At 67.6% G+C, this 12,492-nt stretch carries 10 protein-coding genes and 1 pseudogene; 7 read left to right on the plus strand and 4 right to left on the minus strand.

Annotation, left to right across the window (positions count from 1 at the left end):
- The first annotated feature begins 2 nt into the window (after positions 1 to 2).
- The gene (locus tag QMG73_RS33050) at positions 3 to 1,049 is read left to right on the plus strand and encodes a LacI family DNA-binding transcriptional regulator (protein WP_281902296.1); all 1,047 of its coding nucleotides are present in this window, start codon (positions 3 to 5) and stop codon (positions 1,047 to 1,049) included.
- A gap of 1,219 nt (positions 1,050 to 2,268) precedes the next feature.
- On the opposite strand, the gene QMG73_RS33055 is transcribed toward QMG73_RS33050, so the two are convergent.
- Positions 2,269 to 3,075: a hypothetical protein gene (locus QMG73_RS33055; RefSeq protein WP_281902297.1), complete on the minus strand. Its 807-nt coding sequence runs from the start codon at positions 3,073 to 3,075 to the stop codon at positions 2,269 to 2,271.
- A 569-nt stretch (positions 3,076 to 3,644) separates the two neighbouring features.
- Here QMG73_RS33055 and QMG73_RS33060 point away from each other — a divergent pair.
- The 5 genes from QMG73_RS33060 to QMG73_RS33080 all read left to right on the plus strand — a co-directional run bounded on the left by QMG73_RS33060 (position 3,645) and on the right by QMG73_RS33080 (position 9,792).
- Positions 3,645 to 4,382, plus strand: coding sequence for an ACT domain-containing protein (locus tag QMG73_RS33060; protein WP_281902298.1), 738 nt, complete (start codon positions 3,645 to 3,647; stop codon positions 4,380 to 4,382).
- Positions 4,383 to 4,398: 16 nt separating this feature from the next.
- On the plus strand, positions 4,399 to 5,460 hold the full coding sequence (locus QMG73_RS33065; protein WP_281902299.1) for a GNAT family N-acetyltransferase: 1,062 nt from the start codon (positions 4,399 to 4,401) through the stop codon (positions 5,458 to 5,460).
- 225 nt (positions 5,461 to 5,685) lie between these two features.
- A complete protein-coding gene (locus tag QMG73_RS33070; RefSeq protein WP_281902301.1) occupies positions 5,686 to 8,046 on the plus strand; it encodes a glycoside hydrolase family 9 protein in 2,361 nt (786 codons plus the stop codon).
- A 163-nt stretch (positions 8,047 to 8,209) separates the two neighbouring features.
- On the plus strand, positions 8,210 to 8,983 hold the full coding sequence (locus QMG73_RS33075) for a helix-turn-helix domain-containing protein (RefSeq protein WP_281902302.1): 774 nt from the start codon (positions 8,210 to 8,212) through the stop codon (positions 8,981 to 8,983).
- Positions 8,980 to 9,792 carry an SAM-dependent methyltransferase gene (locus QMG73_RS33080; protein WP_281902304.1) on the plus strand — a complete coding sequence of 271 codons (813 nt, stop codon included), beginning with the start codon at positions 8,980 to 8,982 and terminating at the stop codon, positions 9,790 to 9,792. Before QMG73_RS33075 ends, QMG73_RS33080 begins: the two co-directional genes overlap by 4 nt.
- 6 nt (positions 9,793 to 9,798) lie before the next feature.
- Here QMG73_RS33080 and QMG73_RS33085 read toward each other — a convergent pair whose 3' ends face one another.
- Positions 9,799 to 10,005, minus strand: a complete 207-nt coding sequence (locus QMG73_RS33085) for a DUF397 domain-containing protein (protein WP_281902306.1) — start codon at positions 10,003 to 10,005, stop codon at positions 9,799 to 9,801.
- 311 nt (positions 10,006 to 10,316) lie between these two features.
- On the opposite strand from QMG73_RS33085, the gene QMG73_RS33090 reads away from it, so the two are divergent.
- Positions 10,317 to 11,150 (plus strand): GGDEF domain-containing protein, encoded by an 834-nt coding sequence (locus QMG73_RS33090; RefSeq protein WP_281902308.1) that lies wholly within the window; start codon positions 10,317 to 10,319, stop codon positions 11,148 to 11,150.
- A 126-nt stretch (positions 11,151 to 11,276) separates the two neighbouring features.
- Here the strand turns inward: QMG73_RS33090 and bsaP are convergent.
- Positions 11,277 to 11,465, minus strand: a pseudogene (gene bsaP, locus QMG73_RS33095) (biotin synthase auxiliary protein BsaP); the annotation flags it as partial.
- The gene (bioB, locus tag QMG73_RS33100) at positions 11,459 to 12,454 is read right to left on the minus strand and encodes a biotin synthase BioB (RefSeq protein ID WP_281902311.1); all 996 of its coding nucleotides are present in this window, start codon (positions 12,452 to 12,454) and stop codon (positions 11,459 to 11,461) included. The pseudogene bsaP and the gene bioB, both read right to left, overlap by 7 nt.
- Positions 12,455 to 12,492: the final 38 nt, after the last annotated feature.

The following is a 12,492-nucleotide window of genomic DNA, read 5'->3' on the forward strand; positions in this document are numbered from 1 at the left end:
CGATGACTACGCAGCGCACGCGGTCGCTCGGCCGTCCCACCCTTGATGCGGTAGCTGCCCGCGCCGGGGTTGGCCGGGGCACCGTGTCCCGCGTCGTCAACGGCTCGCCGCAGGTCAGCCCGGAGGCTCGGGCGGCGGTGAACCAGGCGATCGAGGAACTGGGGTACGTGCCCAACAGGGCGGCGCGCGCCCTGGTCACGCAGCGGACCGACTCGGTGGCCCTGGTCATCTCCGAGTCGGGGGAGCGACTGTTCGGCGAGCCGTTCTTCGCCGGCATCGTCCGGGGCATCCACGCCGGGCTGCTCGACACGCCGATGCAGCTCTGGCTCGCGCTGGCGCAGTCGCCGGCCGAGCGTGAAAAGGTCGAGCACCACCTGACGAGCCAGCACGTCGACGGCGTACTGCTGCTGTCGCTGCACGACGCCGATCCGCTGCCGACGCTGCTGGAGCAGCGCGGCCTGCCGACAGTGCTCGGCGGGCGTCCGGCCAGGATGCTCGCGCCGGATGCCCAGCACGCCAACTTCGTCGACGTCGACAACGCCGGTGGCGCCCGCCAGGCGGTCGAGTTCCTGATCAACAAGGGACGCCGCCGGGTCGCCACGATCACCGGTTCGCAGGACATGGGTGTGGGCATCAACCGGCTCGTCGGATACAAGGAGGCGATCCGGGCGCACGGCGGCGCGGTGACCGAAGACCTCATCGCGTACGGCGACTTCAGCGAGGCCAGCGGCACGGTGGCGATGCGCCGGCTGCTCGACGTGAGCCCCGACCTCGACGCGGTGTTCGTGGCGTCCGACGTCATGGCGTTGGGCGCGCTGCGGGCGCTCCGGGAGGCCGGCCGACGGGTGCCTGACGATGTCGCGGTCGTCGGGTTCGAAGACAACGAGCTCGCCCGGCAGTCCGACCCGCCCCTCACCACCGTCTACCAGCCGGTGGAGGAGATGGGGCGGCACATGGCGCACCTGCTGCTGTCGCTCATCCGGCGCGACGAGCTCGACCTTCCGTACGTGCTCTTGGACACGCACATGGTGGAGCGAGCCTCAGCCTGACTGATATGACCGGGACGCGAACCCGGCTAGGCCACGGTCGAGCCGGCCAGCGTGTGTGGCCGGCTCGACCGTGGTTCGGGAGTTCGTCTAAGCACGGGGTGGGCGGCTTCTAAGAAAGGCCAAGTTAACCGCGGAGTTCCTGCCACTTGTAGCGGAGAATGTGCCCGAGTGGGCACTCCCGGGACGATCGCCTGGTGATGAGCGAGCCGGTATTCTTCCAGTCCCCGTAGTAATCGCTGTCATTCGAACAATGAATTGCTATGCGATGCGTCCCCGTGCCGGACAAGCACTGGCCAACCGCGCCATTCTCGACTCCGTCCTCGCCGATCGCCCAGCTAGAGCAATTTTGTGGGAATGCTTGAGCCGGATGTGCGACTGTCAGTACGCTGGCAAGGGCCAAAGCGCTGACGGTAGTGATCCGCATCGCCAGTGTTGCGGTCAGACGTGCCAAATTTGCTTGGCGCATCAGAGAACCTCCTATCGACGAATTTCGACTGTGGAGTCTGACATTAACGCCGAGACGACTCGATCATTGCATATCAATATCGTGATCACCATAGGCTCCACCGTGGTCCCAAACTATGGGGAACGCGTGGAAGAGAGCCAGTGGAAATCGATAAATCGGTTGTCGCAAGCGAAGGCAACGCCGGCGCGAACTGGGAATAGTGAAGGTTTCGGAGTGTCCCAGGACAACAGTACTGAAAGCGTTGGCCTACCTTGCTGCGAGTCGATAAAGAATGCTGTGCCGTCGAGTTCCGGCTCTCCGGCGTCGTTGTGCCGTGTCGGAATGTCCGGATAGCTCTCAAGTACCTTTTCCAATACGCCCGCAGATCCCATTGCGAAGCGGTTGCTGTCCTCGAACCCAATAACCGTGCCATGCATACTGTGTGTCAGGAGGACGATGAAGTCGCACTGTGAGGCTGGCCAATGAACATGTTGTCGATCTTTCCAAGATACCTCTACAAGAGTCTTAGGTCCCGGAGGGATGATCGAGTCTGGCCCAGCGCGCAGCTTCTGCCAGATCTGCTGAGCCGCCGTTTCGTCGAGTGGCCTGACGGCGTATGTGCCCTCTATTCGAACTGATATCTTCGCCCAAGCGACGGACCGCAGCCCGATCCAGGCTCCGATGAGAAGTACGACGACTCCAACGACCCAGCCCAGGGTGCGGATTCGCCGCACCCTGGTAAGAGCGACCTTGACCTGCCTCATTACCCCACGATCAATCACATATGTTTGCCGTTGGACCAGCTTCTTCCTTGACCCAGCTCTCACCGGCACTAGACCAACCGATGGAGAACTGGTATGGCCCCGCGCCGATGGAGGTGACGCTCGTGCTGTTCCATGTATGGACGTAGCCAGGATACATCTGCACGTTCCGGCACCCGTTGAGGTTACGGAAGGTGACGGTGGCCGAGCCTCCCCACATGTTGTAGTCGTATTGACCGTCGGTACAACTGCCGAGCGGTTCCGACTTCAGCTTGACCGCCGTATCTTGCTTCACCATACCGACGCCAGAATCACTTACCTGCGAATTAGCCATAGTGGCGAAACCGAAGTCGTTCTGGTAGCCATCCTTGGCGGGATTCCCCCACGCGGTTGCAGACCGACCGATAATCTGCATGCCGCCTCCGCTAAATCGGATCCCCACGGCGTCGTTTCCGCCGACGTTATTGTTGACGCAGACGACGATGTCGTCGTCGATAAACCCCTGGTTGACCCATTTCCAGGTCGACGTAGCCACATAGTATCCGACGGCGTTGTCGTAGAACATCGACATGTTGTACCAATCGACGTTCGACGGGCTGCTCATCGGCTGCGGGACGATGTCATTGTAATCGCCAACCGGCGTCAGACTACAAAACTCTTGCGTAATTGCCGCATCTGCGCCATCCGCAGGCAAGCCTGACGTGGCCATCTCCGCCAAGAACTCATTTATGGCCTCTGGGTCTGCCGAGGGGCATCCCTCGAATGCGGCAGCGGGGGTTCCGCTGGTTACGACGCTCATTGTGCCCGAGATCAGCGCCATGGCGACTACTCTCGCCAACCAACCCACACGACGTGGTATCATTGCGCACGCTCCTTCATTGGGAGTGGGCCCACCGACTACTTGTTTGAGGCGAGCGTCGGTGGGCCGCATTTCAGACTTAAGCAGCCAGTTGTTAGCAGTTGATTTTTGCCTCTGCTACCCCCGTGTGGTACTCAAGCGGTTACCTTAATGCAGCTGACTCAACCCAGGCGCGACAAAAAACACGCCAAAGAGTGGCGTGTGGTCCGCAACAAGCTACGTTACGAGCGTATCTAAGCCTCTACTTTAAGTCAATCATTGTCTTAAATTTGCACCGATCTGCCGACGGCATTCGCGAATGATTGCCCTGCAGCAGGATTTGCCCCTGTCTTGGAAAGTGTAGTGATTGGTTGCGGATTGACCATCTTATGGGCCTGCCCGCCGAGTCCGGCGCAGGGCCCCCGGGCGCTGGCATCAGTGGGAGTCCTGTTGCGGCCGAGTCACGGCGCCGCAACAGGGACGAAATGGTCATCGGGCATCCTGACTGGTAACCGGCGCGGGAGCGTCGGCGTGCCGACGGGAGGCTTGTCATGTTGCTGCGGGTTCGGGTGACTCTGCCTGACCGGCCCGGTGCCCTGGGCCAGGTCGCCCGCACGCTCGGCGTCGCCGGTGCCGACATCGTCCAGGTGGTGGTGCTGGAGCGGCTCGGTGGCCGGGCCGTCGACGACTTCACCGTCGTGTGGCCGGGTGCATCGCGAGTCGAGCGGCTCCGCGCGGGCCTCGCCGCCATCCCGGGAGTACATCTCGATGGCATCTGGCGGGCGATCGGTGCGCCCGTCTCCGGCGGTCACGACGCCGAGCTGCTCGCCCAGGTCGCCGCCAACCCGGCCGACGGCCTCTCCACGCTCGTCGACGCGATGCCCGGCTTGCTGGCCGCCGACTGGGCCGCCGCGGCCGTCGTGCCGGCGGACTGGGCCGCACGCAGCGGCGCGCGGGCGCCCGACGCGTCGGTGCCCACCGGGGGCGAGCCCGCGGTGGCGTACGCGAGCTGGCGCGCGCCCACCCCGCTGCGGCTGCCCGAGGTGACCCCGCTGCGGGCCCGCCCGCTGACCGGTCCCGACGGTGTCCGGTACGCGGTCGCGCCGTTCGGCCGCGCCGGCCTCGTACTGATGGTGGCCCGGGCCGACACCGACGACCTCGACCTGCCCGCGCCCGTGTTCCACGTGACCGAGGTCGACCGCATCTCGCAGCTCGTCCGCGCGGCCGCCGTGATCCTCGGCGACCGGCTCGATCTGGTCACCGCACCACCGCTGGCTTCTCGAACATAAAGGGGGGCTTCGAATCATGGCGCTGTGGCGAATCAGGGCGACGGTGGACGACCGGCCGGGATACCTGTCGGTGCTCACCGCCAGCCTGGCGCTCAAGTCGGTCAACATCCTCGCGGTCCAGGTGCACACCACGGAGGCGGGCGCCATCGACGACTTCCTCGTCGACGCGCCAGACGCCCTCACCGAGGCCGACCTGGTGGCCGCCGTCGAGAGGGGCCGGGGGCGCGACGCCTGGGTCGGCCGGACCGAGGCGCGTGACCTCGCCGACCTGCCCACCCGGGCGCTCGGCCTCGCGAGCCGGCTGGTGCGTGACCCCGACTCGCTCGGCGACGCCCTGTCCGCCCTGCTCGGAGCCGACGCGGTGATCTGGCGTCCCGCGCCGGGCCACAACCGGTACGGTGCCGACCGGGGCGGGATGCGGCTCGTCGACCCCGCCGGTGGCGCGTACGAGATCAGCCGGCCGGCTCCGGCGTTCACCCCGGCGGAGTACGCCCGCGCGCAGGCGCTCGTCGACCTCGCGGCGACCGTGGTGCGGCACGCCGCCGACCAGGTCACGCTGGTGCTGCCCGACGCGACCGAGGTACGGGTCCGGCCAGCCGTGGCCGACGACCTGACCGCGATAAGCGCCATGCACGGCCGTTGCTCATCCCGGAGCCGCCAGCGCCGGTACCTCACCGCCACGGCGGGACCGTCCCCGTCGCAGCTCGCCCGGCTCACCGACCCCACCCGCGGCGTGACCCTGGTGGCGCTCGCCGACGACGGGCGGCTGGTCGCCATGGCCAACCTGGTGGCGGAGGGCGACCTCGGCGAGGTGGCGGTGCTGGTCGAAGACGCCTGGCAGCGGCGCGGCCTTGGCACCGCACTGCTGCGCCGGCTCGTCGCGCACGGCACGCGGGCGGGATACGCCGCGCTGGTGGCGCACACGTACGCCGACAACCGGCCGATGCTGAGCGCGCTGCGGCGGTTGGGCCCGTTCGGCGATGTCGACCGCGACGGCGCCCTCCTGACGGTGACCCTTCCCCTGTCCAGTGATCAGGGCATCCCGCACGTCGTTAGAGCGACTTCAGGGACGCCCTGATCACCACCGGCGCGACGGTGTGAGCTGCGCTTTCGGGCGCCTTCACAAACGGGAAACAGTGTGGGAACATTGTTGCTCATATATGGGAGCGCTCCCATTTTGACATAGTTCCACACCCTCCCGCGCACCCGGACAAGACGAGAGGCGGATGCGCCCACATCCGCCTCTCGATGTCCCCTCCACTACGCGTGGTCGCGCGCGGCTCCACGGACAGGAGCGATTCTAGTGGCAAATAGGACCAGGTGGTATCGACGAACGGTCGCGGCGACGGCAGCCGCGATTCTGGCCGCCGGGGCCGCGATCTGGGCCGCGCCCCAGTCGGGCGCCGCCGCCGGCCCGTACAACTACGGTGAGGTACTCCAGAAGTCCATCCTCTTCTACGAGGCCCAGGTGTCCGGCCGCAAACCGGCGTGGAACAGGGTCTCCTGGCGCGCCGACTCGGCGCTGACCGACGGCTCAGATGTCGGGCTCGACCTGACGGGCGGCTGGTACGACGCGGGCGACCACGTGAAGTTCGGCTTCCCGATGGCGTTCACCACGACGATGCTGGCGTGGGGCGCGGTGGAGTACCGCGAGGCGTACGCCGGCTCCGGACAGCTGACCCACCTGCTCAACAACCTGCGGGTGCCCAACGACTACTTCATCAAGGCGCACCCGTCCGCCAACGTCCTCTATGGACAGGTGGGCAAGGGCGACGACGACCACAAGTGGTGGGGGCCGGCAGAGGTGCTGCCGATGGCGCGGCCCGCGTACAAGATAGACGCGAGCTGCGGCGGCGCGGACCTGGCGGCGGAGACGGCGGCAGCGATGGCGGCCTCCTCGATGGTCTTCCGGCCGACGGACGCGGCCTACGCGAACACATTGCTCAGCCACGCGCGGCAGCTCTACACGTTCGCCGAGACGGTGAAGCGCATGTACCACGAGTGCATCACCGACGTGACGAGCTTCTACCGCTCCTGGAGCGGATTCGCCGACGAACTCGTCTGGGGCGCCATCTGGCTGCACCGGGCCACCGGCGAGGTGGCCTACCTCGCCAAGGCCGAAGCCGGCTACGACGCGCAGGGCAACGAGAACCAGACCAACACCAAGATGTACAAGTGGACGATCTCGTGGGACAACAAGCAGTACGGCAACTACGTGCTGCTGGCCAACCTCACGGGCAAGCAGAAGTACATCGACGACGCCAACCGCTGGCTCGACTGGTTCACCGTCGGGGTCAACGGCGAGAAGGTGCGCACCTCGCCCGGCGGCATGGTGGTCGTGGACAGTTGGGGCGCGCTGCGATACGCGGCCAACACGGCCTTCGTGGCGCTTGTCTACAGTGACAAGACGTCCGACGCCGCGCGAAAGACGCGATACCACGACTTCGCGGTGCGGCAAGTCAACTACGCGCTCGGCGACAACCCGCGTAGCTCCAGCTATGTCATCGGGTTCGGCGCCAACCATCCGAAGAATCCGCACCACCGCACCGCCCACGGCTCGTGGTGGGACAACATGACGGTGCCCACCAACACCCGGCATGTCCTGTATGGAGCGTTGGTCGGCGGCCCGTCCTCGCCCGACGACGCGTACAAGGACGAGCGCAACGACTACGTCATGAACGAGGTCGCCACCGACTACAACGCCGGCTTCACGTCGGCGGTGGCGCGGCTCTACCAGGAGTACGGCGGCAGCCCGCTCGCCAACTTCCCGCAGGCGGAGACACCGGACATCGATCAGTTCACTGTGGAGACCACGGCGATGCAGAACGAGCCGCGGGCCACCGGCATCAAAGCCATCATCTACAACAAGTCCGCGTTCCCGGCCAGGGCGCTGACGAAGTCGGTGTTCCGGTACTACTTCACCCGTGAGGGCACGGCCGCGCCGGTGGTGACTCCCGGGTACACGCAGGGCTGCCCGTCGCCGACGACCGCGCAGCAGTACTCCGGCGACATCTGGTACGTCGAGGTGAACTGCAACGGGTACTCGATCGCGCCCGCGGGTCAGTCGCAGCACCGGATGGAGGTGCAGTTCAAGGTCGGGGTACCGGAAGGCGGCACCTGGAACTCGGCCAACGACCCGTCGTATCTCGCGACGACCGGGCCGAACCGGGCCGTTCCGCTCTGGGAAAACGGTGTGAAGCTCTGGGGCGACGTCCCCGGCACCGTGACCCCGGGCCCGACCACGCCCGGCCCGACGACTCCTGGGCCGACCACCCCCGGTCCCACGACGCCCGCCCCCACCACGCCGGCGCCGACGACCCCGGCTCCCACGACCCCCGCACCCGGTGGTCCCTGCTCCGTCACATACACCACAAATGACTGGTCGACCGGGTTCACGGGCAGCGTCACCATCCGGAACACCAGCACGACGGCGTGGCAGTCCTGGACGCTCGCCTTCACCTTCCCCAGCGGCCAGCGGATCGGCCAGGGGTGGAGCGCGCGCTGGACGCAGACCGGCGCGGCGGTCACCGCCGTGAACGAGTCGTACAACGGGGCGGTGGCGGCCGGCGGGACGGTGAGTGCCGGGTTCAACGCCACACACTCTGGGACAAACCAGCGGCCAACGTCATTCACGATCAACGGCGCGACCTGCACAGTCGCGTAGGAATGGGCGGACACACCCCACCTCCACTGCGGGTCGCCTGTCGGCGACACCGTGTTGCGGGTACGGTATTCGGCGTCACATTCGTCGAGACCGGAGCGCGGGGCGGAGGTGGGGTGTGCCGGTCACAGGGCAGCGCGTCGTCAGACGGACGCTTGGGCGGCGGTTGACGCGGCTGCGCACCGGCGCCGGCATGAGCCGCCGCGAGGTGGCCGAGGCGCGGCTGGGCATCTCCGAGCCGACGCTCCACCGGATCGAGACCGGCAAGGTCCCGGTCACGGCGGCCAACGTGCGCGCGCTCTGCTGGCTGTACGGCGCCGATCAGAGCGTCACGGACGCGCTGGCCGAGCTCGCGCTCGGCACATCGCAGGCGGAGTGGTGGGACGCCAGCCCGGTCATCCCGGAGTGGTTCAAGCTGTACGTCGGGCTGGAGGCGTCGGCCTCGCGGATGTACAGCTACGACGGCGAGGTCGTGCCCGGCGAGCTGCAGACCATGGAGTACGCCCGAGCCGTGTTCGGCGCCGAGCAGCCGCACGAGTCCGAGCCGGCCGAGCGGCACATCAAGCTGCGCATCCAGCGGCAGAAGACGCTCTTCGGCCGCACACCGCCGCCTCGACTGGTCACTGTGCTCGGTGAGGGCGCGCTGGTCCGGCCCGTTGGCGGCGAAGAGGTGCTCAAGGCCCAGATCGAGCACATGTGCCGGCTGTCCCTTCAGGACAATGTCGACATCCGGGTACTGCCGTTCGCGGTGGGGGCGCATGCGGCGATGGCGGGAGCGTTCCGCATACTGGAGTTCGACGACCCCGACGATCCGGACGTGGTCTACCTGGAGTCCCATGTGGGCGCCCTGTACCTGGAAGAGCAGGCCGAGGTAGACGAGTATCGCCGGATCTTCGACCTGATCAGCAAGGACGCTGTGCCGGTGGAGGAGTACCGATGACCGGGATACCGGGTGCCAACCAGAAGCCCGCGACCGCTGCGCGCATCTACGACTACTTCCTCGGCGGCATCCACAACTTCACCGCAGACCAGGACGCGGCGAAGGCGATCATGGGCAGGGCGCCGTCGATCCAGGCCATCGCGCGTACCAACAGGGCCTTCCTCGGCCGCGCGGTGCGATACCTGACGAGCGTGGGCGTCAAGCAGTTCCTCGACATCGGCTCCGGCATCCCCACCGTGGGCAACGTCCACGAGGTGGCCCAGGCCGACGTGCCCGACGCCCGAGTGGTCTATGTGGACATCGACCCGGTCGCGGTGGCCGAGAGCCAGGAGATGCTCGACGGCAACCAGTGGGCCACCGCCATCCGCGGTGACCTGCGCGACCCGCGGAGCCTGCTCGACGCGCCGCAGGTCCGCAAGCTGCTCGACTTCAACCAGCCGATCGGGCTGCTGCTGGTTGGTGTGCTCTACTTCGTGCCCGACAACGCCGAGGCGTACGCCGCGGTCGCCGACCTGCTCGCCCCGCTCGCGCCCGGCAGCCACCTCGTGCTGTCACACGGCACGCTGGAGGGCAAGGCGTTCAGCGAGGGCGATCTCAAGTCCACTCAGGACGTGTATCGGCGGCAGACCGCGACGCCGCTGGAGATGCGTTCGCACGCGGAGATCGCGCGGTTCTTCGACGGGCTCGACCTGGTCGAGCCCGGTCTGGTGTGGCAGCCGGAGTGGCGGCCCAACCCTGCTGAGCAGGGCGACTTCGACGCCGAGCCGGAGCGTTCCCGGATGCTGGCGGGCGTCGCGCGCGTCCCGTAAAGAGCTTCAGTCCACCAGCAGTCCGTCGAACTCGCCGCGCTTCGCGCCGAAGAGGAACGAGTCCCACTCCTCGGTGGTGAACCGCACGGTGCCGGCCTCCGGCGCCTTGCTGTTACGCACTTCGACGTGACCCTCGTGCCGGCGCGCTTCGACGCAGCTGCCGCCGTTGCCGGTTGACCTGCTGGACATGATCCAGCTGGTGTTGCTGTTCATCGGGTACTCCCTTGTACGTCTGGCGACCTAGCTGTCTGTAGTCGGGCTGGCCTGAGCCATTGCCAGGCGCGTGATCCCGTTGCACCGTGGGAGGCAGACGCGTCTGTCGCCGCCCTCGGCCTTTCTTTCACCGCGAAAGTTTGACGCACCTAGCGTAGCCGAAACCGGCCGGCATGCACGATCTCGTTTTGACAGTTGTCGCCGTGAAATCTTGCACGGGCCCCGAGATGCTGTCATGATTCAGATGTGCTGAGGGGAGACCTTCATCACCGGCTACCACCCGGTCCGCCGTAGTAACGAGGGGATGGCCGATGGAAGTCCTCCACCCCACCGCTGCGGCTGATACCGCGCGGCTACAGGCGCGGGTGGACCAGCTCGAGGCGCACGTGGCCCGGCTGGAAAGCGAACGAGCGGCTCTGCGGTGGATGGCCGGGCACGACGCGCTCACCGGCCTCGCCAACCGGCGGCTCTTTCACGCACTCGCGCCGACCCTGTTGAGTGGCAACCTCCACGCCACCGTGCTCATCCTGGACCTCGACGGCTTCAAGCCGATCAACGACACGTACGGCCATGAGATCGGCGACATGGTGCTCTGCGTCATCGGCGGGCGGATCGCCTCCTGCCTGGGCGCCGACAGCCTGGTCGCCCGGTTCGGCGGCGACGAGTTCGCGGCGCTGCTCACCGGCCGTTCCGCCGACTGCGAGGCGGCCGCCGCCACGCTCCGCGACGCCATCTCGCCACCGATGACCGTGGCCGGACACACCCTCAGCGTGAGTGCTTCGATCGGCCTCGTCCCGGCCGGGCGCTCCACCGACGTCGCAGACCTGCTGCGCCGCGCCGACCAGGCGATGTACCAGGCGAAGCGGCGCACCAGGAGCACGGGCCGCCCCGGCACCGCGTGGATAGTGGCGGTCGACGGGGGCTCGTCGGCGCCGGGCGGCCCGTACCGGCGCGGCGACACGGTCTGGGTCAACCGCAACGGCGTACGGCGTGCCGGCGTCGTCGAGAGCGCCTCCGACTGGGCCGCACTGGTGCGTTTCCGCTGCTCCGACGCGTCTGGCACGGTCGTCGACACGATCCCGGTCGGCTGGCTCGGAGTACGGGACGAAGCCGACCCGCACCTGGACCGCGCCCCGGCGGCCTAGTACGCCCCACCCCTCGGCCGCGCGCGGCACCCCCCGGCCGCGCGCGGCCACCCCTTCGCCCTTCTGCTGTGATCAAAGCGTCATTCAAGTTGTAAGAGCGACTTGAATGACGCTTTGATCACGAGGTCAGGGCGAGCGGCGGGTTCCGTGTTCTACGCACGACGCGGACCAGCCTGCGGGTAGGACCTGGACCTTCATGCGGCGGCGGCACTCCGGGCAGAAGCGGGGCGGCTCCAGGCGCCGGGCGGCATCGCACGCCGCGTGGTCACCTTCTGTAAGCGGGCCGCCGCAGCGATCGCACCAAGGGTTCATAGCGTCGAGGACAGGGCCTTGACCGGCATCTTCAGCTCGTCGAGCAGGGCCAGGTCTTCGCCAGCGGGCCGCCCCAGCGTCGTGAGGTAGTTGCCGACGATCACGGCGTTGATGCCGCCGAGCAGCCCGTCTCGGGTACCCAGGTCACCAAGGGTGATCTCGCGCCCGCCCGCGTACCGGAGAATCGTGCGCGGCATGGCGAGCCGGAACGCGGCGATCGCCCGCAGCGCGTCCTTGCCGTCGACGACCGGGCGGTCACCGAGCGGCGTGCCCGGCCGGGGGTTGAGGAAGTTGAGCGGCACCTCGTGCGGGTCGAGCGCCGCCAGCTGCGCCGCGAACTCCGCCCGCTGCTCGATCGACTCGCCGAGCCCCAGGATGCCGCCGCAGCACACCTCCATGCCGGAGTCGCGCACCATGCGCAGGGTGTCCCAGCGCTCCTCCCACGTGTGGGTGGTGACCACGTTCGAAAAGTAGGAGCGGCACGTCTCCAGATTGTGGTTGTACCGGTGCACGCCCATCTCGACCAGCTCGTCGACCTGCGCCTGGCTCAGCATGCCCAGCGACGCGGCCACCTGGATGTCGACCGCGGCCTTGATCGCGGCGACGCCCTCGCGCATCTGCTTCATGAGCCGCTCGTCCGGGCCGCGTACGGCGGCCACGATGCAGAACTCGGTCGCCCCGGTGGCCGCCGTCTGCTTCGCCGCCTCGACCAAGGAGGGAATGTCGAGCCACACCGACCGCACGGGCGAGGTGAACAGGCCCGACTGGGAGCAGAAGTGGCAGTCCTCCGGGCAGCCGCCGGTCTTGAGCGACACGATGCCCTCGACCTCGACCTCCGGCCCGCACCAGCGCATCCGGACCTCGTGGGCGAGCTGGAGCGCGTCGGAGATGTGCTCGTCGGGCAGCCGCAGCACCGCGAGCACGCCCGCCTCGTCGAGGCCGACGCCCCGGTCCAGTACCTGGTTCCGGGCGAGGTCGAGGATCTCTGGCATGGTCGTACCCTACAAGGCGCAAAGCGTATTGCGGGGGG

Origin of the sequence: Phytohabitans aurantiacus, from assembly GCF_027923225.1 — a bacterium.
GTDB classification, from domain to species: domain Bacteria; phylum Actinomycetota; class Actinomycetes; order Mycobacteriales; family Micromonosporaceae; genus Phytohabitans; species Phytohabitans aurantiacus.